The 21,032-nt window shown below is 56.0% G+C and carries 19 protein-coding genes; 17 read left to right on the top strand and 2 right to left on the bottom strand.

Translation table 11 applies throughout. The annotated features are described in order from the left end of the window. Positions 1-26 precede the first annotated feature (26 nt). The 9 genes from C8N30_RS06495 (at position 27) to C8N30_RS06455 (ending at position 8,719) form a co-directional block, all read left to right on the top strand. On the top strand, positions 27-998 hold the full coding sequence (locus C8N30_RS06495; protein WP_025063696.1) for a C45 family autoproteolytic acyltransferase/hydolase: 972 nt from the start codon (positions 27-29) through the stop codon (positions 996-998). Between the two features lie 2 nt (positions 999-1,000). Further along, positions 1,001-2,107 carry a CaiB/BaiF CoA transferase family protein gene (locus C8N30_RS06490; RefSeq protein WP_409373583.1) on the top strand — a complete coding sequence of 369 codons (1,107 nt, stop codon included), beginning with the start codon at positions 1,001-1,003 and terminating at the stop codon, positions 2,105-2,107. Between the two features lie 69 nt (positions 2,108-2,176). Continuing rightward, entirely contained in the window at positions 2,177-2,821 is a 645-nt protein-coding gene (locus C8N30_RS06485) for a paraquat-inducible protein A (RefSeq protein ID WP_025063694.1), read from the top strand. Further along, positions 2,788-3,438, top strand: a complete 651-nt coding sequence (locus C8N30_RS06480; protein WP_051567231.1) for a paraquat-inducible protein A — start codon at positions 2,788-2,790, stop codon at positions 3,436-3,438. Before C8N30_RS06485 ends, C8N30_RS06480 begins: the two co-directional genes overlap by 34 nt. Then, the gene (locus C8N30_RS06475) at positions 3,431-5,515 is read left to right on the top strand and encodes a PqiB family protein (protein WP_025063692.1); all 2,085 of its coding nucleotides are present in this window, start codon (positions 3,431-3,433) and stop codon (positions 5,513-5,515) included. Before C8N30_RS06480 ends, C8N30_RS06475 begins: the two co-directional genes overlap by 8 nt. A 1-nt stretch (position 5,516) precedes the next feature. Then, positions 5,517-6,074 carry a PqiC family protein gene (locus C8N30_RS06470; protein WP_025063691.1) on the top strand — a complete coding sequence of 186 codons (558 nt, stop codon included), beginning with the start codon at positions 5,517-5,519 and terminating at the stop codon, positions 6,072-6,074. Between the two features lie 45 nt (positions 6,075-6,119). Next, positions 6,120-6,608 (top strand): SsrA-binding protein SmpB, encoded by a 489-nt coding sequence (gene smpB, locus C8N30_RS06465; RefSeq protein WP_025063690.1) that lies wholly within the window; start codon positions 6,120-6,122, stop codon positions 6,606-6,608. A 72-nt stretch (positions 6,609-6,680) separates the two neighbouring features. Further along, complete coding sequence (gene sseA, locus C8N30_RS06460) at positions 6,681-7,535, top strand: 3-mercaptopyruvate sulfurtransferase (protein ID WP_025063689.1); 855 nt, start codon at positions 6,681-6,683, stop codon at positions 7,533-7,535. Next, positions 7,535-8,719, top strand: coding sequence for an amino acid aminotransferase (locus tag C8N30_RS06455; RefSeq protein WP_025063688.1), 1,185 nt, complete (start codon positions 7,535-7,537; stop codon positions 8,717-8,719). The genes sseA and C8N30_RS06455 overlap by 1 nt, the downstream gene beginning before the upstream one ends. Before the next feature lie 108 nt (positions 8,720-8,827). Here the strand turns inward: C8N30_RS06455 and C8N30_RS06450 are convergent, their stop codons facing one another. Both C8N30_RS06450 and C8N30_RS06445 read right to left on the bottom strand, forming a co-directional pair. Beyond that, on the bottom strand, positions 8,828-10,165 hold the full coding sequence (locus C8N30_RS06450) for an ammonium transporter (RefSeq protein ID WP_025063687.1): 1,338 nt from the start codon (positions 10,163-10,165) through the stop codon (positions 8,828-8,830). A 16-nt stretch (positions 10,166-10,181) separates the two neighbouring features. Further along, positions 10,182-10,520 (bottom strand): P-II family nitrogen regulator, encoded by a 339-nt coding sequence (locus C8N30_RS06445; RefSeq protein ID WP_025063686.1) that lies wholly within the window; start codon positions 10,518-10,520, stop codon positions 10,182-10,184. A 253-nt stretch (positions 10,521-10,773) separates the two neighbouring features. Between C8N30_RS06445 and C8N30_RS06440 the strand changes: the two genes are divergently transcribed. From C8N30_RS06440 to C8N30_RS06405, 8 genes are all read left to right on the top strand, one after another. After that, positions 10,774-12,996, top strand: a complete 2,223-nt coding sequence (locus C8N30_RS06440; protein WP_025063685.1) for a transglycosylase domain-containing protein — start codon at positions 10,774-10,776, stop codon at positions 12,994-12,996. 122 nt (positions 12,997-13,118) lie between these two features. Continuing rightward, positions 13,119-14,855 carry a type I secretion system permease/ATPase gene (locus C8N30_RS06435; protein ID WP_025063684.1) on the top strand — a complete coding sequence of 579 codons (1,737 nt, stop codon included), beginning with the start codon at positions 13,119-13,121 and terminating at the stop codon, positions 14,853-14,855. Then, the gene (locus C8N30_RS06430) at positions 14,852-16,156 is read left to right on the top strand and encodes an HlyD family type I secretion periplasmic adaptor subunit (RefSeq protein ID WP_025063683.1); all 1,305 of its coding nucleotides are present in this window, start codon (positions 14,852-14,854) and stop codon (positions 16,154-16,156) included. The genes C8N30_RS06435 and C8N30_RS06430 overlap by 4 nt, the downstream gene beginning before the upstream one ends. 72 nt (positions 16,157-16,228) lie before the next feature. Beyond that, the gene (locus C8N30_RS06425; RefSeq protein WP_025063682.1) at positions 16,229-16,687 is read left to right on the top strand and encodes a RidA family protein; all 459 of its coding nucleotides are present in this window, start codon (positions 16,229-16,231) and stop codon (positions 16,685-16,687) included. Beyond that, complete coding sequence (locus C8N30_RS06420) at positions 16,684-17,454, top strand: glycerophosphodiester phosphodiesterase family protein (RefSeq protein ID WP_025063681.1); 771 nt, start codon at positions 16,684-16,686, stop codon at positions 17,452-17,454. Before C8N30_RS06425 ends, C8N30_RS06420 begins: the two co-directional genes overlap by 4 nt. 58 nt (positions 17,455-17,512) lie before the next feature. Next, positions 17,513-18,700 carry a GNAT family N-acetyltransferase gene (locus C8N30_RS06415; protein WP_025063680.1) on the top strand — a complete coding sequence of 396 codons (1,188 nt, stop codon included), beginning with the start codon at positions 17,513-17,515 and terminating at the stop codon, positions 18,698-18,700. Beyond that, a complete protein-coding gene (locus tag C8N30_RS06410) occupies positions 18,697-18,987 on the top strand; it encodes a 4a-hydroxytetrahydrobiopterin dehydratase (protein WP_025063679.1) in 291 nt (96 codons plus the stop codon). The genes C8N30_RS06415 and C8N30_RS06410 overlap by 4 nt, the downstream gene beginning before the upstream one ends. Positions 18,988-18,991: 4 nt before the next feature. After that, positions 18,992-19,849 carry a mechanosensitive ion channel family protein gene (locus C8N30_RS06405; RefSeq protein WP_025063678.1) on the top strand — a complete coding sequence of 286 codons (858 nt, stop codon included), beginning with the start codon at positions 18,992-18,994 and terminating at the stop codon, positions 19,847-19,849. Positions 19,850-21,032 lie beyond the last annotated feature (1,183 nt).

Below are 21,032 nucleotides of genomic sequence, written 5' to 3'. Positions count from 1 at the left end.
TCTCCCAAAGATTTAGAAAGGCCGCTATGTACTGGCGTGCAATTTCCGAGGATGCGCCCGGCCCCAAGTGGTCCGGGCTTTTCCGTGAATATTGGTCCGACTATCGGGCATGGTGGCTCAAAGAAGGTGAGACCGCCCGCCCGACCTATGCCGAAGGCCTTCGTGCGCTGCGGACCCATATGCCAGAGATGGTCCCGCTGTATGAAGAGCTGTGTGAGCTGGCGGGCGGTGGCGATCACGCGGCGCGCTTTTTAAGCTTCTATACGCCGCCCGCTTATCTGGCGAGTTGCTCGCAGGCTGTATGGGCCGGTAAGCAACCAGTTCTTGTCCGCAACTATGACTATAACCCGCGCGCATTTGACAGCCTGGTCTTGCGCACGGCGTGGATGGGGCGCTCCGTAATGGGCACTTCTGACGGTCTTTGGGGTCTAGTAGACGGTGTGAACGACAAGGGGCTGTCGATCTCGCTCACGTTCGGCGGCCGGCGCGTGGTGGGCGAGGGGTTCGGCGTGCCGCTCATTCTGCGCTATGTCCTGCAAATTTGTGAAACGGCGGAGGCGGCTGCAGAGGTGCTGGCACGTGTTCCTACGCACATGAGCTATAACGTCACTGTTCTTGACCGAAAGCGCAATTACCTCACAGTTATGATGGCACCGGACCGGCCTGCCGTGATCACCCAGCGTGCCGTTGCAACAAACCATCAGGAAAACGTGGAGTGGATCAGTCATGCCCGATTTACCGCCACAGTCGAGCGGGAGCGGTTTTTGCAACAGCGCCTGCGTCTCCACCATGATCCGGAAGAGAAATTTATTAATCTCTTTCTGCGCCCGCCGCTTTACTCCACGGCGTTCCGGCACGGTTTCGGAACCCTTTACACAGCGGTCTACCGACCCCGCAAAATGGAGATGGAGTTACGCTGGCCCGGTGTGGTCTGGCCTCTGTCGCTCAAGGAATTCGAAGAAGGCGCACGCGAAGTCTATCTGCCGGGAGTTGAATGATCATGGGCCCGCTGTCTTCATTGAAAGTGGTAGAGTTTTCGGGGCTTGGTCCGGCACCTCTTGCGGGGCAGTTGCTGGCGGATCTGGGGGCGGATGTGATCACCGTCGACCGCAAGGCGGAGCCTGCTGATCCAACAGACGTAAACCGTCGTGGCAAACGCTCGATCGTACTGGACCTCAAGTCAGTGCAGGGGGTGGAAGCGGCGCAGCGCCTGATTGCTGCCAGCGATGTACTGATCGAAGGGTTCCGCCCGGGCGTCATGGAACGCTTGGGACTTGGGCCGGATGACTGTCCCGAAAGGCTGATTTTTGCACGCATGACGGGATGGGGGCAGGATGGACCGCTGGCGCAGACTGCTGGTCACGACCTCAACTATCTCGCGATTACGGGGGCGTTGCACGCAATGGGTGATGCCGACCGCGCTCCTGTGCCCCCGCTAAATCTGGTGGCGGATTATGGCGGCGGTACGATGTTTCTATTGCTTGGTATCCTGAGCGCCGTGATCGAGCGCGGGATTTCGGGTAAGGGACAGGTTGTTGATGCCGCGATGGTGGACGGTGTTCCTGCTTTGATGGGTCTGATCCATGGCATGCTGGCGCAAGGCACATGGCAAGAGAGGCGCGGGGCGAATTGGCTTGATGGAGGCGCACCGTTTTATCGCTGTTATATATGTGCATGTGGCGGGTATCTGTCTGTCGGCGCCCTCGAGCCGCAATTTCATGCGTTATTGCTCGAAAAGGCCGGGTTGCCGTCCGGGCATCAGGGCGACCAGAACGACGCGTCGGTCTGGGGCAAGCGGCGGATTGATTATCAGGCTGTTTTTTCGCGTAAAACGCGTGACGAGTGGTCGGAGATATTTGAAGGAACTGATGCTTGTGTGGCGCCTGTCCTGACATTCTCCGAGGCGCATCTTCATCCGCATATGAAGGCCCGGCAGACCTTCATTGCGCCAAACGGTATCTATCAGGCCGCTCCTGCCCCAAGATTCAGCAGGAGCGCAGTACCCATGCCAAACGCCCCTACAGCCATTGGCGCAGACACAGACACAGTCCTCGAGATGCTGGGGTATGACGCCGCTGAACGCGACGCAATCGCCATAAAACACTGACATATCCTGTAATACTACGTGCGAAAATAGGTATGTATGTTCTACCTTACTGCCGCTATACAGTGCGCCATGGCCACAGCTACCCGACTTTCCGATGCTCCGCTTGAGGAGTTGATTATATGCCCCGTGTGCGATGCAACCTACCAGTTGGACCGCCCCAAGGCAGGTGAGCGGGCAATTTGCACGCGCTGTCATCATGTCCTGATAGCACCGCGGTATAAGGCGGGGATGCAGATCATCGCGATATCAGTCGCTGTCGTTGTGCTGATCATCGCGGCCAGCCTGTTTCCTTTTCTCGCGATTTCGGCAGCGGGGCGCAGCAATGCGGTGTCGATCCTTGATGCAGCGCTGTCATTCACCGAGGGGCCGATGCTTGTGCTTGCCTTGTTGACTGCAGCGCTAATTATATTTGTGCCACTTCTTCGGATGATGCTGACGATTTATGTGTTGGTACCCGTGGTTCTGGACCGTCCGGCTGCACGCTATGCGATACGCGCATTCCGTTTGTCCGAGGCGCTCAAACCGTGGTCGATGGCAGAGATTTTCGCGCTGGGGTGCGCTGTGGCGTTGGTGAAGGTGGCGGGCCTTGCGACTGTAACGTTTGGTCCTGCCTTTTGGATGTTCGGTGTTCTTGTGGTGCTCGTCATCTTTCAAGACAGTTATATGTGTAAGTGGTCGGTATGGAACTCTCTGGAACACCCCAAAAAACGGTAACCGCACGCGCTGCCGGTTTGGTGGCGTGTACACGATGTACCCGTGCCTGGCCTCTGGAAACAGAAGTTTGCGGGCGCTGTGGTGCAGCGCTTTCTTCGCGCGATGCGGGTAGTCTGCAGCGTGTTTGGGCGCTTTGGTTGATGGGCATGATGTGTTATATCCCTGCCAATGTTTATCCGATGCTCCGCACACAACAGCTTTTTCAGGTGGACGAAAGTACGATCATCGGCGGCGCTGTTGATTTGGCGCATTATGGCTCTTTCGGGATTGCCGCGATCATCCTTATCGCCTCCGTTGTCATTCCGCTGGGTAAATTCTGGGCCATCGCTTTTCTCGCGGTGAGCGTGAAGAAAAAGGGCGGGTTCACATCGCATCATAGCTTGCTCATGTACGAGGTGGTCGAATACATAGGCCGCTGGTCCATGATCGATATTTTCGTGGTTGCTATCCTTTCTGCCCTCGTGCAGCTTCAGGGGCTGGCATCTATAACACCGGGGCCTGCAGCGTTCTTTTTTGCCCTTTCAGTAATATTTACAATGTTGTCCGCGCAGTCGTTTGATCCACGCATGATCTGGGATGCACAAGCCGACGACAGCGAGGCACCCGATCATGGTTGATACCCCCCCCAAAGTCGAGATCAGGACAGCCGCCAAACGCGGTCTATCCGGCGCGTCCTTCATCTGGATTATCCCGATCCTTGCCCTTTTGGTGGCATTCGGTGTCGCGTGGCAGTCGTATAATGCGCGGGGCCCTGTCATTATTGTCAACTTTACAGACGGATCTGGCATCATGGCTGGCGAGACCAAGCTGAAGTACCGCGACATCGAGGTAGGTCAGGTAGAGCAGGTAGGCTTCAGCGAGGGGCTCAGCATGGTAGAGGTACATATACGCCTCGAAAAGGATGTGGCCGAGTACGTCGATAGCAGTTCGGTCTTCTGGATTGTCGAGCCGGAGGTCACAGCGCAGGGGATTACAGGCCTCAGCACGGTCTTGAGTGGTGTCTACATCGAGGGTTCATGGGATACAGAAATCGGTCCTGTCGCGACCACATTCCGAGGGTCGGATGTTCCCCCGCTGATCAAACCGGGCGATAGTGGTCTGCAAATCACCTTTCGCACGACGGCGACAGGAACCCTTACAGATAACGCACCGATCATGTTCCGCGGCATTCAGGTGGGTCAGATGGGGCGCGCTCAAATCGGTCGCAGTGGCGCATTTGCTGTTTCTGAAGGCATTATTTATGAAGAGCACCGCAACCTGATAAGTTCAACAACACGCTTCTGGGATACGTCGGGCTTCAGCTTTTCGTTCGGACCGACCGGTGCGGAACTTGACTTCTCTTCGCTTGCGACACTGATCGGAGGTGGTATCACTTTTGATACGTTTGTTTCGGGCGGCGCGCCTGCGCAGGACGGTCAGGTCTATGAGATTTTTGACGGTAAGGAATCGGCGCGGAACAGTCTGTTCACAAAATCCGAAGTCGACCCTCTGCAATTCAGTATCATCTTTGACGAAAACGTTTCCGGCCTTGCGGTCGGTGCGCCTGTCGAGCTGAGTGGCTTCCGCATCGGTTCGGTCGACAGCCTCTCCGGGATCGTTGATTTCAACCAGTTTGGGGACAGCCGCGTTCGGCTCAACGTTATCGTTTCAGTGCAGCCGTCTCGCCTTGGTCTGCCAGGAGAAGTGTCTCCAGCATCTGCATTGGCGTTGTTACAGGACCGTGTTTCGAATGGTCTGCGCGCTCGTCTGGCTTCCGCGAGCCTGCTCACGGGTGGACTCAAAATTGAGCTTATTGAAGTGGAGGGTGCACCAACCGCACGTCTAACGCAGAACGGTGCAGATCTTGCCGTTATGCCAACTACAAAAAGTGAGACATCTGACGCGGCGGCGACAGTTGAGGGCGTGTTTACCCGTATCAACAATCTCCCCATCGAGGAGTTGCTCAACAGTGCGATCAATGTCATGAACTCTGCCGAAATGCTGATGTCGAACGGCGATCTTCAAAAAGTACCCGGAGATGTGAGTACTCTGCTCAGTGATCTGTCGAGCATCGTAACCTCCGATGATGTCAAAAATATCCCGGTTGCGCTTAATTCTACATTGGTCCGCGTCGAAGGCCTCGTGGCCGAGCTTGAGCGCCAGCGGATTGCAGAGGTGCTGGGGACCACCCTGACTGCTGCCTCGGAGGCTGCTGATGCAGTAACCTCATCGGTTGTAGGTGTGCCCGAGCTCGTTGAAGATATACAGGAGGTCGCCGCAAAAGCCGCCAGCCTCGAGTTCGATGTTCTCATCGAGGAGCTAACGTCTCTTACGTCCTCTGCCGAGGAACTGGTGAGTAGCCCCGAGACGGCCCAGCTGCCAGCCGCATTGGCTGGCGCGCTAGACCAGCTGAACGCGACCTTGCGTGAATTACGGGAAGGCGGCGCGGTGCAAAACGTGAACCAGACACTTGCCTCGACGCGTACGGCGGCAGACAGCATTGCGGTGTCTGCGCGTGACTTGCCTGGCATGATAACAAAGCTGAACGGTCTTTTTGCGCAGGCAGGCCGTACCATCGACGGCTTTGATCAGGGTGAGGAGCTGAGCCGTTCTGCACAGGCCGCCCTACGCGATATTGCACAAGCTGCGGGCGCGCTGGAGAAGCTGGCGCGCACCATCGAACGAAATCCTAACTCACTGCTGCTGGGAAGATAATATGAATATGTTGAAATCTGTTGCCGCCGCTGGCGCGTTGGCCATTCTTGCCGCTTGCGGTGCCCCCGACAGCATCGTGGTGCAGTCCCCCGCTATCACCGAGACGGTGCCGATTGCGTTCACCTCGGTCGAGGTAAGAGATGTTTCATTGCCCACTTATGCCTCTGCGGATGAGATTGCTCAGCAGGCGCCTGATGGCACGCTGATCACGTCCAAGGTTCTTTGGGCCGATGCGCCCGAGCGCGCTGTCGGCCTCGAACTGAGCCGCCATCTAGCGCGCTTGAGTGGTAAGCGCGTCGCGTCCGAGCCGTGGCCCTTTGAGGAAAGCCCGTCTGCCACACTTGATGTGCGCTTTTCCGATTTGATCGCGGGAACGGACGGGGTGTTTCGTGCGACGGGGCAGTATTTCGTCGGCGTTTTCCAAGGGCGCGAACGCTCGGGTGCTTTTGATTTGGCAGTTGCCTATGATCCAAAAGGTGGGCCCGCAGCAATTGCACGTGCGCGGGGGCAGATCATTGTGGATCTTGCAAAATATCTGGCTGTAAACGGGCTGCGCTAAGGCGATCCCTTGCACGTAGGGCGATAGAGCCCTACATCGCACACTATGGCTCAGGTAAAATCATCCACCAAATCGGACCCCAACTACAAGGTCATCGCAGAAAATCGCCGTGCGCGGTTTGATTACGCCATCGAGGACGATGTCGAATGCGGGATCATGCTTGAGGGTTCCGAAGTGAAAAGCCTCCGAATGGGCGGCTCCAACATTGCCGAGAGCTATGCGGCTGTCGAAGATGGCGAACTGTGGCTCGTGAACAGTTATATTGCGCCCTACAAGCAGGCAAAAACCTTCGGCCACGAAGAGCGGCGCCGTCGCAAGTTGCTGGTGTCGGGTAAACAGTTGGCGAACATGTGGAACGAGACCCAGCGCAAAGGCATGACGCTGGTCCCGCTTGTGATGTATTTCAATCACCGTGGCATGGCGAAGATCAAGATCGGTATCGCCAAGGGTAAAAAGCTGCATGACAAGCGTGAAGATGCTGCAAAGCGCGACTGGTCCCGCCAAAAATCGCGCCTCCTCAAAGATAACGGATAGAGTGAGGCGCAGCGGTCTTGTCAGGATTTTTCTGCCGGAGTAGGCAGTAGGGATACCGTAAAAGGAGCTGCCATGATTGATGATCCCAAAACACTTGTGTCTACCGATTGGTTGGCCAAGCATCTCAAAGACCCTGATCTTAGAATTTTGGATGCGTCGTGGTATTTGCCGGCTGACGGGCGCGATCCAAAGCGCGAATATAGCGAAGGGCACATTCCGGGTGCGCGCTTCTTCGATATCGACGAGGTTTCGGATGCGCGTTCGGATTTGCCTCATATGGCGCCGCCCATAGAGAAATTTATGTCACGGATGCGGGCGCTGGGTGTGGGCGACGGTCATCAGATAGTTGTCTATGACGGAGCTGGCATTCTGTCCGCGCCACGTGTGTGGTGGCTGTTCAAGCTGATGGGTCAGGAGAATGTTGCTGTGTTGGACGGCGGTTTGCCCAAATGGCTGGCAGAAGGGCGCCCGACCGAGGATATGTCACCGATTCCGCGGGACAGGCATATGACTGTACGGTTCCAGAACCATCTGGTGCGGGATGTGACGCAGGTCGCGCATGCCTCCAAGTTGGGGATGCCGCAGATTGTAGATGCACGCGCCGCTGCACGGTTCCGCGGTGAAGCACCAGAGCCCCGTGAGGGACTGCGGGCGGGTCATATTCCTAAATCGAGAAATGTGCCCTTCGCATCGGTTCTGAATGCCGATCAGACCATGAAGAGTGTCGAGGAGATGCGCACAGTATTCGAGGCGGCTGGTGTTGATCTGGACAAACCCGTAATCACCTCCTGCGGGTCAGGAATTACGGCTTCCGTTCTCGCGCTTGCGCTGGAGCGGATGGGGCATCACGAGTGGGCCCTTTATGATGGATCATGGGCCGAGTGGGGGATGTTCCCGACAGTGCCGATAGCGACCGGAGACGCATAATGTTCGAGACCCTCAAGCAACAGCCAGCGGATAAAATTCTGGCATTGATCCAGATGTACCGTGACGACCCGCGCGCTGATAAAGTTGATCTGGGAGTGGGCGTGTACAAGGATGCTACCGGCCTCACGCCGGTAATGCGTGCCGTAAAATCAGCTGAGCACAAGCTATGGGAGACACAGGACAGCAAGGTTTATACCGGTCTCGCTGGTGATCCAGCCTTTGGAGATGCGATGGCTGATCTGGTTTTGGGTGATGCTGTACCGCGAGAAAATGTCGCTGCTGCTGCTACCCCGGGGGGGACCGGTGCGGTCCGGCAAGCATTCGAACTGATCCAGATGGCCCGTCCCGCGGCCCGAGTATTTGTTTCTGATCCGACATGGCCGAACCATTTGTCGATGCTGGCATATCTTGGAATCGAGATGGTGCCTTATCGCTACTTCGATGAGGAAACCCGCGGCGTTGATTTTGACGGGCTGATTGCCGACCTCAAGACTGCGAAAAAGGGTGATGTAGTTTTGCTGCATGGTTGCTGCCACAATCCCACAGGCGCAAACCTGAACAGCGCTGAATGGGATGCGGTGATCGAGGTCCTGCTCTCAACAGGTGCCACACCAATGATTGATATTGCCTATCAGGGCTTTGGCGAAGGCCTCGAGCAGGACGCGGCGGCCACCCGCAAAGTTGCTGCGGCGGTGCCGGAGTGCATCATTGCGGCAAGCTGCTCCAAAAACTTTGGCATCTACCGCGAGCGGACAGGCCTGCTGATGGTCACCAGTGTGGATGGAGGGGCGCGGGCGCTCAATCAGGGCACGCTCGCCTACCTGAACCGCCAGAATTTCAGCTTCCCGCCCGATCACGGTGCGCGGTTGGTGACGATGATCCTGACCGATGACGCGTTGCGCGCGGACTGGCAGGCGGAGCTGGAGGACGTGCGCCTGTCGATGCTGGGTTTGCGCAAGCAACTGGCGCAGGAGCTTCAGGACCTGTCCGGCTCTGACCGCTTCGGCTTTCTGGCACAGCATCGGGGTATGTTTTCGCGGCTGGGGACTACGCCCGACATGGTAGAGAAACTACGCCTCGAGCACGGTATTTATATGGTTGGAGACAGCCGTATGAACATTGCAGGGCTGAATGCCCAAACTGTGCCGATCCTCGCAAAGGCGATCATTGGCGCTGGTATCTAGCTGCCTCTATAACCGGTGATTTAAAGAGGGCCTCGCATCATACCGATGCGAGGCCCTCCTTATTTCTAGCAAGAAAGGCCCTCCTAATGCGGAGGGCCAAAGGCATTATTAGCCGCGTGTGAAATCAGGGTAGGCTTCCATACCCATTTCCGCCATATCCAGACCTTTGATTTCGGCCTCTTCGCTGACGCGGATGCCCACAGTTGCTTTGAGGATAAACCAGACGACACCTGAGGTGACGAAGGCAAATACACCGATCACAAGGATCGAATAGAGCTGAGTACCGAGGCTTGCATCACCATTGGTGAAGACAACCGCAATAGTGCCCCAGATGCCGCCAAACAGGTGCACAGGGATCGCGCCGACCACATCATCGATCTTGAGCTTGTCGAGGAAGGGCACCGCGAAGACCACGATGAGGCCACCCACGCCACCGATCAGCGTCGCCATGCCGAGAGTTGGCGTCAGCGGCTCTGCTGTGATGGATACAAGTCCTGCCAGCGCACCATTAAGGATCATGGTCAGGTCAGGCTTTTTGTAGAGAAGTTGTGTCGCGATCAGTGCGACGACCGCACCACCAGCTGCAGCTGCGTTTGTGTTTGCAAAAATGCGCGAAACATCTGCGATATCACCGACAGAGCCCATGGCGAGCTGCGAGCCGCCGTTAAAGCCGAACCAACCCATCCACAGGATGAACGTTCCCAGTGTCGCAAGTGCAAGGTTCGAACCAGGCATAGGGTTCACACGACCATCTTTGTACTTGCCGATACGGGGTCCGAGGATCAGTGCGCCTGCCAGAGCAGCCCAGCCGCCTACAGAGTGCACAACAGTGGAGCCTGCAAAATCGAGGAAGCCCATTTCGTCAAGGAAGCCACCGCCCCATTTCCAGGATGCCTGAAGCGGATAGATGATGCCCGTCAGGATGACCACGAACACGAGGAAGGGCCATAGTTTGATCCGCTCGGCCAATGCGCCCGAAACAATCGACGCGGTAGCTGCGCAGAACATCAACTGGAAGAAGAAGTCGGAACCGGTGGAGGCATACTCGCCATCATCCGCACCAGCCAGATCAATGCCTACTGCCTCTAGTACGCCGACACCGAACACGCCCGAGAGTACGCCCTCGACCGACCATGTGCCGAGTGGATACATCAAGTTATATCCGAACGCCCAATAGGCGATTGACGCGAGAGAAAAGAGAGCAATATTTTTGGTCATCTGCATGGTAACGTTCTTGGAGCGGACGAGACCGCCTTCGAGCATTGCAAAACCCGCAGCCATCCAGAACACCAAAAAGCCGCCGATCAGGAACAGCAAGGAGTTCATGATCCAGATCATTTCAGCGGTCACAGGCACCGCTCCGGCAGCAGCCGTATCTTGGGCCAGTACAAACGTCGGCAGCGCGGCTGCGGCAACGGTGACTGGAATGAGGTATTTCTTGTTCATCATTATCATCCTTGGTTTAGATGGCGTCATCGCCGGTTTCGCCGGTACGCACACGCACCGCTTGCTCGACGTCGAGAACGAAAATCTTGCCGTCACCGATTTTGCCGGTCTTGGCGGTCTTGCTGATAACCTCGACCATGCGGTCAGCGTCAACATCTGCAACCACAAGCTCGAGCTTCACTTTGGGTACAAAGTTCACAACGTATTCGGCGCCGCGGTAAATTTCTGTGTGGCCCGACTGTGCGCCGAAGCCTTTAATTTCTGTAACCATAAGACCGCGTACGCCTGCTTCGGTCAGCGCTTCGCGGACCTCTTCGAGCTTGAATGGTTTGATTGTGGCAATGATGAGTTTCACCGTATGTCCCCTCCTAATTTGCAGGTTTTCTGCATGTTGTGACCAAAAGAAACGGGATTGAGGCGGTTGAAGGGAAGAGTTGAGGTGCCCTAAGGGGTACATAGAAGGCTCTTAATGCCACAATTTTAGGCAATTATATTAATATGATTAAAAAATGTGCAAAAATATGAGAGATTGCAGTTGATCAAACGCTAAACAAACTTGTGTAAGAGGGTTATGGTGCAACAAAACAGCAGGCGAGCAGGCCCCATTAATGAGTGATTCATCCAAGCGTAAAGGCCCTTTGGTGGCCGAAAACCGGTATCGTAAAATGGCGAAACCGGCAGCGGCCAAGCCGACTTCGAAACCCAAAGCAAAGACCCGCCGTAAATATGCCCCCAAGCGTCGTGGCGGCATTCTCGGGTTTTTGAACGCAATTGTGCGGTTCTTCTTTCGTTTGATCTGGGTCATCGCTTCGCGCTCTGCGCTCGTCGGTATTGCCGTGCTTGCGCTGATTGTTGGTTATTTCTACACCACGCTTCCGCCGCTTGATGATTTGCTGGACGGTCGGGCGAACGGATCGGTCACGATGTTGGACCAGAACGGCGAAGTATTCGCATGGCGCGGTGACCAGTTTGGCGGCCCAATTCGTGCAAATAGCGTCTCGCCCTACCTCAAAAATGCCGTCATCGCGACCGAGGACAGGCGGTTTTACAAGCATTTCGGCCTTAGTCCTCGTGGTATCGCTTCGGCTGTGCGCATCAACCTCAGCGAAGGGCGTGGACCTTTATCCGGCCACGGCGGCTCAACCATCACGCAGCAGACCGCGAAGCTTCTCTGTCTGGGAGAGCCTTTCGACCCGACTGCAGGCATGACAGAGGCGCAATACGAGGCAGAGTGCCGCCGTGGCTCAATCAAGCGCAAAGCAAAAGAAGCGGTTTATGCGCTGGCAATGGAAGCCAAGTATTCCAAGGATGATATCCTGTCGATTTACCTCAACCGTGCCTATATGGGGGGCGGTGCTTATGGTGCAGAGGCTGCTGCGCAGCGCTTTTTTGGTAAGTCGGCATCGGAAGTAGATCCTGCCGAAGCTGCGACAATCGCTGGTTTGTTGACCGCTCCCAGCACGCTGTCGCCGACATCTAACCTCGAGAGGTCGCGCAACCGTGCGGCAACTGTGCTGCGTCTGATGAACGAACAGGGCTATCTGACAGATCAAGAGGTAGCGAATGCCATGGCCAACCCCGCGACCCTGTCCGATGCCGCAGAGGCGCGTGCGGGCGGATATTTCGCGGATTGGGTCATGTCCACAGGGCCGGAGTTTTTTACCCGAAACACTACCGAAGATGTCATTATCCGCACAACGCTGGACCAGAGGATGCAGCGCGCCGCAGTCGAGGGATTGCAATGGGTCTTTGACAACAAGGTGCGCGAAGGATCCAAAGCGCAGGCCGCGATTGTGGTGATGAGTGCGGACGGTGCTGTGCGTGCGATGGTGGGCGGGCGTAAAACCAAGGTGTCGGGAGCGTTTAACCGAGCCACACAGGCGTTGCGGCAGACTGGATCAGCTTTCAAGCCGTTCGTCTATGCCGCCGCGCTTGATCTGGGGTACTCGCCGAACGATCTGGTGGACGACAGCCCTTATTGCCTAAACATCCCCGGATCGGGCCAGTGGTGTCCCAAAAACTACACGAACAGCTTTAGCGGCCAGACCACGATGACAAATGCCTTGGCCCAATCGCTGAATATTCCAGCAGTGAAAATATCTGAATCAGTTGGCCGCGAGACTGTAAGCATCGTTGCATCGCAGTTCGGGATCAAGAATGACCTTGCTGCTGGTCCGGCGCTGGCGCTTGGCGCCTCCGAAAGCACATTGATCGAGATGACAGGCGCGTTCGCCGGCATTCTGAATGGCGGATCATCGGTTACGCCATACGGCCTGATAGATCTGCGCCTGCAAGGCGATTCAGAAGCGTTGATGGGGACCGGCGGTGGCATAGGGGAGCGGGTCATTCAGGAAACCGCCGCAGGTCAGCTGATCTATATGATGGAAAAGGTCGTCTCGGAAGGGACGGGCCAGCGCGCACAATTCGGCGGGCGCCAGCTTGCTGGGAAAACAGGTACCACATCAGCGGCCAAAGACGCGTGGTTTATCGGCTTCTCCGCTGACTACGTTGCTGGTGTTTGGATGGGTTATGACGACAACACTCCACTAAAAGGGGTCACAGGCGGCGGCCTGCCCACCGAGATATGGCGTGAAGTGATGAGCCGAGTACACGAGGGCGTTCCGGTCAAGCCCTTGCCAATGGTCCTGCCAGCACCTGCACAAGTTATTTTCAATGGTGACGTAAACGAGGTAATGCCTGTTGAACAGGCACCGGTTTCGCAGGCCCCAGCGCCCCAGCGCCCTGGGAATATTATTGATCAGGTTTTGCAGGATATCTTTGGCGGGATTGGCGGAGGCGGCTCTTCTAACCGCAACAGCGGAGATCGCTAGGGCGGTATTATCCAATAAGCGATAAAGTGATACGGGGCACTGTATTAGTGTGCCCGAATTACCAGCCTGCGCAATTCAGGCGCGGGAACAGAGGGCCGGACAAGGCCACAGGAAGGGATTGAATGCAGAGCGATATCGTAAAGCGCGGTCTGAACGAGCTGAGACAGGTGCGCAAGCGCAGCCGCTCGCTCTATTGGACAGTCGGCCTATTCTCCGCGTTCGCAAACCTGCTGATGCTTACCGGTCCGCTTTATATGTTGCAGGTATATGACCGAGTACTCGGCTCGGGCAGCCAAGAAACGCTGGTCGCCCTGTCGCTGTTGGTTGTGTTTTTGTACGGCGTTATGGGCATCCTCGATTACACGCGGGGCCGCATCATGGCGCGGGTAGGGGCGCGGTTTCAGGATGATCTGGACCGCCGTGTGTTTGACGCGGTAATTCGCAAATCTGCCGTGGCCCCTGACACCAAAACCAACGCCAGTCTTGCCGATCTCGAAGCAGTGCAGCGTACAATTACATCACCGGTTTTGATGGCGGCATTCGATCTGCCGTGGACGCCAATCTTCTTTGCAGGCATTTTCGTGTTCCATGCATATCTGGGTTATTTGGCGCTAATCGGAGGTGCGGTGCTGGTCGTGATTGCGATTGCGAACCAGTATTTGTCGCGCGGGGCGCAGGCCCGCGCCGCCATTGCGGGCCAGCAAGCTGGCAGTATGGCCGACCAGATCCGGACCGAGGCAGAGATGGTCCAAGCGATGGGTATGCGGGATGCTGCATTTACCCGTTGGCAAAAAGCCCGCAGCGAGGCGCTCGACGGGCAAGTGCGTGCAACAGATGTCGGGGGCACCTTTACCTCGATGACGAAAACCATCCGCCTGTTCTTGCAATCTGCGATGTTAGGTATGGGCGCCTATCTGGTTTTGCAAAACGAGCTTACGCCTGGGGCGATGATTGCGGGGTCTATCCTGTTGGGCCGTGCCTTGGCACCCGTTGAAATGGCGTTGAACCAGTGGCCGGTCGTCCAGCGCGGCATGACCGGCTGGAGGAATTTGGCAGAGCTTTTGGGCGTCGTGCAGCCGAAGGTGTCGCGCACCGAATTGCCAAAGCCGCGGGCCGGACTGGAGGCAAAAAACCTCACTGTTGTGCCGCCGGGCGAAAAGCAGGCAGCCCTAAAATCTATTTCTTTCAAGGTTGCACCGGGGCAGGCCCTTGGGGTGATCGGCCCGTCCGGTGCAGGAAAATCGTCGCTGGCGCGTACTTTGACCGGAGTGTGGCGTCCCGCGGGCGGTTCGATCCGCCTCGACGGTGCTGCGCTCGAGCATTATGGGTCCGAGACATTGGGCCGTCATATCGGCTACTTGCCGCAGCGGGTTTCGTTGTTTGATGGCACGATTGCGCAGAATATTGCGCGCCTTGCGGATGTGCCCGACGATGCGAAGGTTGTGGCCGCTGCAAAGATGGCTGCCGCTCATGAGATGATCCTCGAGCTTCCTGCAGGGTATGACACCATGATCCAAGCTGGACAGGTCCGTTTGTCAGGCGGGCAGATGCAGCGGATTGGTCTTGCCCGCGCCCTTTACGACGATCCTGTAATTCTGGTGCTCGATGAACCGAACTCGAATCTCGATAATATCGGGTCGGATGCGCTCAACCGCGCAATCCGAGGGATGAAAGAAACCGGACGGTCGGTTCTGATTATGGCGCACCGTCCCGCTGCCATTCAGGAATGTGACATGCTGTTGATGCTGGACGGCGGAATGCGCGTGGCCTTTGGTCCCAAGGACGAGGTTCTTAAAGGGATGGTCAAGAACCACAAAGACATTCAGCAAGCGCCTAAGGGCACAGGAGGCGTGACGTGAAAAAATCTGACAAATGGAGCGCATGGCAGCCTGTCTTGATCGGTTTTATCGGTATTGCTGTTTTGTTCGGCGGCTTCGGCACATGGTCGGTCACCTCCAATATCGCCGGCGCAATCGTGGCCTCCGGCCGGATCGAAGTAGAGCGCAACAGGCAGGTCGTGCAGCATGACAGCGGCGGCACAATTGCCGAAATCCTTGTGAATGAGGGAGATCTGGTTAATGCCGGTGACTTATTGCTGCAACTTGATGCCCAGCAAGCCCGCTCAGAACTGACGTTGATTGAGGGGCAGCTTTATGAATTGATGGCCCGCCGCGGGCGTCTTCAAGCCCAGCGTGACGGCGACGAGATCATAAGCTTTCCCGATGATCTGGTTAAGGTGGGGCGCCTCGACGCTGATGCAAAAGAGTTGATGGAAGGGCAGATAAATCTGTTTGAAGCCCGTCGCGATAGTGTTGCCCGCGAGATCGAACAACTGGAAAAGCAGACCAACCAGATCGAGGATCAGATCAACGGTATCACAGCGCAGGAAATGTCCCTCGCTACGCAGCTGGAATTGATCGAGAAGCAGCTGGGCAGCCAGCAACAACTGTTGGATCAAGGGCTGGCGCAGGCGGCGACAGTTCTCAGCCTCCAGCGGGAGAAAGCGCGACTGGCGGGTGAAATCGGGCGTCTCGTTGCAGCGCGGGCACAGGCGGAGGGGCGCATTACAGAAATCGAGATTATTGGCCTCAAGCTGGGGACATCGGGGCGGGAAGAGGCAATTACCCAGATGCGTGAAATCCGTTTCCGCGAGTTGTCATTGATAGAGCAACGGCGCGCCCTGCTGGCGACAATTGACAGGCTGGATATCCGAGCACCGGTCTCTGGCATAATCTACGAGCTAAAAGTGACGACCCCGCGTTCTGTCATTCGAGCTGCGGAGCCGCTCATGTTTCTGGTGCCGCAGGACCGTCCACTGGTTATCGTGGCGCAAGTACGGCCCACCAATGTAGATGAAATTTCTGTAGGGCAGGAGGTGAACCTGCGTCTTTCCTCCCTTGATCAACGGACAACGCCCGAACTCAAAGGCCGGGTTATCCTGATTTCAGCTGATTCCATTATTGACGACACGACTGGCGCCAGTTTTTTTCGTGCCGAAATTACCCTCTCGCCCGGTGAGATGGAGCGCTTGCCCGAAGGGACACAGCTGTTACCGGGAATGCCGGTGGATGCTTTTATCAAAACCGGCGACCGCTCTCCGCTGACCTATCTACTGAAGCCCGTTACTGATTATTTTGTAAAGTCATGGCGTGAAAGCTGAGACGGGGTCTTTCGCGTCTGTGTCAACAACGCTAGCGTCATCCCGAACATATTTACCAAAGGACAATCCAAGATGAGCATTGCTAAACGCCTGACTGACCACGGCATCACCCTGCCTGACGCCTCTGCCCCTGCGGCGAATTATGTGCCCTTTGTGCAGGTCGGCAACACCGTCTATGTTTCTGGCCAGATTTCGCGCAACGACGACGGCCTGATCCTGGGTGTGCTGGGCGATAACATGAGCGTTGAAGACGGCGCTGCTGCGGCACAAACCTGCGCTTTGCAGTTGCTTGCGCAAGTTAAAGCGGCCTGTGGCGGCGACATTGACCGACTTGTGCGCGTGGTCAAACTGACAGGGTTTGTGAACTCTACAAAAGACTTTACCGACCAGCCGAAAGTGATCAACGGCTGTTCCGACTTTCTGGTCGAAGTGTTGGGTGATGCGGGACGCCATGCGCGCTCGGCCGTTTCCGCAGGGGCGCTGCCCCTTGGCGTTGCGGTAGAAATCGAAGGCATCTTCGAAATATCATGACCACTCCCGTCCTGCCGCGCAGCTTTGCGCTCACGCCTTTCGCCCACCGTGCGCTGCATGATGTGGCGAAAGGCCGCCCCGAAAACTCCCGTGCAGCGATCCGCGCGGCGATTGCGGGTGGCTATGGTATCGAAATCGATGTCCAGCTGAGTGCTGACGGCGCGGCGATGGTTTTCCATGACTATCATCTCGAGCGGTTGACCGAGATGCAGGGCGCGGTGCAGCTGTTCAGTGCAGATACTCTCAAATCTACCGCGTTGCGCGGCGGAAACGAGGGGATACCGGACCTGCAAGAAGTGCTGGAGATCGTCGCAGGGCAGGTCCCGCTATTGATAGAGCTTAAGGATCAGGATGGCGCGATGGGCCCGAAAGTAGGCCTGTTGGAGCGGGCGACCGCGACGGCATTGCATGGCTACAAGGGGGACGTTGCTGTGATGTCATTCAATCCCCATGCAGTTGCAATGATGCAGGCACTTTCTCCGGATGTGCCACGTGGCCTGACAACCTCTGCCTACAGGCCTGATCAGTGGCCACTCTCTGCTGCGACCTGCGCGGTGCTGCGGGGCATCCCCGACTATACCCGTGTGGGCGCATCCTTTATCAGCCACGAAGTTGACGACCTTCACAGTGACCGCGTGTCCGAGCTGAAAAATGCAGGAGCTGTGATCAATTGCTGGACAGTGCGCAGCGCCGCGCAAGAGGCCAAAGCCCGCCGTGTAGTGGATACGATTACTTTTGAGGGCTATGCCGCCGTATCCGGCGCTTGAACATCTGCCGCGGCGTGCCACCTTTAGCCCCAGTCAGGTTGCCAACAAGGATACCGCAATGAGCGCGCAAGAGGTCGAAATCAGGATCATAGGGTCGCTGTCGGATATTGACGCAGCAGACTGGGATGCCTGCGCTTGCCCCGAGGCTGTTGGCGGAGCGCGGCCGAATGATCCCTTCACCACGCACCGTTTTCTCAAAGCGCTCGAAGACAGCGGCAGCGTGGGGCCGGGCACAGGTTGGCAGCCCCAATACCTGACGGCAAGTATCGAGGGACAGATCATCGGTGTTGCCCCGCTTTATGCCAAATCCCACAGCCAAGGCGAGTATATCTTCGACCACGCATGGGCGAGTGCGTACGAGCGTGCAGGGGGGCACTACTATCCAAAGTTACAGGTCGCGGTGCCGCATACCCCTGCGACGGGGCGGCGGTTTTTAACGCGGACAGGCTTTGAGGAGGCCGGCTTTGATGCACTGGTTCAGGGTGCGGTGCAGCTGACGCAAAACAATAATTTGAGCTCGCTTAACGTGACATTCTGTACCGGCGATGAGGCGCAGAGGGCCGAGAAGCTGGGTCTGATGCCGCGCAAGAGCCAGCAATTCCATTGGCGCAACGACGGCTACGCAGATTTCGACGGGTTCCTTGACGATCTAAGTTCCCGCAAGCGTAAGAATATGCGCAAGGAACGCGCTACGGCGCAAGGGTTCGGGGGGACAATCCATACATTTACGGGCGACGAGATTACGCCCGAGCACTGGGACGCTTTCTGGGTGTTTTATCAGGATACGGGTATGCGAAAATGGGGCACACCTTATTTGACCCGCGCATTCTTTGATATCGCGCAAGAGGTCTTACGTGATGATATGGCGCTGGTTTTGGCACAGCGAAACGGCCGCTGGATTGCCGGCGCGCTAAACTTTATCGGAGCGGATGCTCTGTTTGGCCGTTATTGGGGCTGTACCGAGCACCACTCATGCCTGCATTTCGAACTGTGCTATTACCGTGCCATCGACATTGCCATCACCATGGGGTTAGGGACGGTCGAAGCTGGCGCGCAGGGCGAGCATAAGCTGGCGCGAGGGTATCTGCCCACGCCGACGTGGTCGCTCCACTGGATGCGCGATGCGGGTTTCGCCCGCGCGGTGGGTGATTATCTGGAAGCAGAGCGGGCCGCCGTGGATGAAGAAATCGAGGTGCTGACCGAATATGGCCCTTTCAAGAAGACTGAAATCGAGGAACAGGAATGACCGAGAAATTAAGCGCTGAGACACGTGGCCCGTTGCTTGACCCGCTGTTGCAAAATGGCTGGGAAATGGTGGACGGGCGGGATGCAATCGTAAAAACATTTAAATTTGACGACTTTGCCCATGCTTTTGGCTGGATGGCTTCTGCGGCTATCTGGGCGGAGAAGTGGGGGCATCACCCCGAATGGTCCAATGTGTACAACAAGGTGACAGTCACACTGACAACGCATGATGTTGACGGGCTGAGTACCTTGGATGCCAAGTTGGCGCGCAAGATGGACGGACTTTGATAAAATGGAAACGTTGAAAAATATAATGAGTGCTGAGCTTTGGCAGGGAAAAACCCTTGCTGATTTGTTAACTCTGGAGTTTTTGGCGTCTACGGCAGGCTCGGTTCTGGGGGCGTTGGCGATCCTGTTTATCGGGTGGACAGTATCCGTCTGGGTACAGGGCCGTATCGTCAAGTTAAGCAAAAAGAACAGGCATCTTGATGATATGCTGTTCGAATTTCTGGCCTCGATTGCACGCTATGTGATCATGGGGTTCACGATCCTTTTCGTGCTAAATACTTTCGGCGTCCAGACTACATCTGTGGTGGCGATTATTGGTGCGGCGGGCCTGGCGATCGGCCTTGCGCTACAGGGGACCCTGTCCAACGTGGCGGCTGGGGTAATGCTGATCCTGTTTCGCCCCATAAAAATTGGCGATTTCGTCGAAGTGGCTGACAAAATGGGCACGGTAAAGGCGATCAGCCTCAATTTTACCGAAATGGCTGATTTGAGCAATGTTCAGGTAATCGTGCCCAACGCAAAAGTGTGGGGCAATATTATCACCAATTATTCGACCAACACGACGCGCCGTGCAGAGTGGACGTTTGGTGTGGGCTATGGCGTGAACCTCAAACAGGCCGAGGAGATCATCCGCGACACGATCATGGCGGATGAGCGTTCGCACGCAGATCCTGCGCCGTTCATTCAGGTGACTAATCTAGGCGACAGTTCTGTTGATTTTCTTGTGCGGGTCTGGTGCGATGCATCTGTCTATTTTGCCTATCGCGCAGATGTCACCCGTAATGTCAAAGAGGCGATGGATGCCGGCGGGATCGATATTCCCTTCCCGACCAGAACGATGGTTCAGGCAAAAGCAGGCTAAATTAAGCTTGCAGTCACTGGTGCAGAATCAAAAAAAGGGCCGCGTATCATCGTGAAGCATTTTCAACTGTAGGACACTGCCAACAAAGGTTGCCGAATTAATTTTCGGCAACCTTTTGATTTTGAGCTGTAATTGTCGCATGGCTTCATGTGATCAGGGGGTATTGTCTGGGCGCTGAAAGCCGCGCATGAGCCCTTTTAGATTTCTTGCGGATTGGGCTTTCGTAAATGCGTCAACAAGCCAATATGGTTTCTACGTCGTGAGCGCTCTTGTCAAAACTTCGGAAAGGAAGGTGTTGGGCAAGAGTATTTAAAAACTGTCGTTAGCGCAAATATTCCCAGCCCCAGGACAGGTGGTGAACTTCAATGTGTGAGGAAACTCGGAATGCGGCATCCAGCTGCCAGTCTTATCTAATGAACAATTTGATGATGAGCTGCAAAGGGTTTTGTCTCAAAATGGCCTGCTGACAGGGCTAAGCTGCGGAAGCTGTGGGACTAACTATCTCTCAAATCCAGATGAGTTTTCCCTTAATGGCGCTAACGGCAAAAAGCCAACAGGCAACAGTAAGCAAAAGGTTACAGGTATTCGCCTGCTGCACAAACCCTGCAAGGGAAAGCAAGGCGCGACATTCACGGTCTCTCTAAACCATTAACATTCTCAAACATCTGGTTAATGACGCCAGTATCAACGGCCTGAAGCGGTTACCTTCGTCCGGAGGTCGTAAGGCCAATGTGAGGACGATATATTCTAGGATTTTTTGGTTTGAAAAAACCTTATTGGCCTATGAGAAAGCGCAACTTACGCAATGGCGCGCAAAAAATACCAGATCCCAAAAGTCGAGACACACCCGAATTGCTCACGATGATATTGTTCTCGGTGTTAACTGGGAACCATCCCGAGATCGAAGAATAACAGCCCTTAACTGCGCGGTTAGCGCAGATATTCAATCCGGCTCCGTATTTCGGATTGACGTAGATATTGATCCCACTGTTGATCCCGTTACGTTTATATCCAAGCATTACCTATCTCGAAGCGGTAACCCGCCACCGCTGCGGAAGCACTACACGCTGAAGGGAAACGCTGAATTTACGGCGCCATTGATGCACTTTCAGCGCCCCAGCGTACGATATGACGAAGCTGCACTTTTTGCATCAGCTGAGTCGCAGCTCCGGCTGTTTGCCGA

The organism is Sulfitobacter guttiformis, assembly GCF_003610455.1.
Taxonomy (GTDB): Bacteria; Pseudomonadota; Alphaproteobacteria; order Rhodobacterales; family Rhodobacteraceae; genus Sulfitobacter; species Sulfitobacter guttiformis.
Note: the sequence above shows the minus strand (reverse complement) of the source record. Positions and strands in the feature narration are given on the sequence as shown.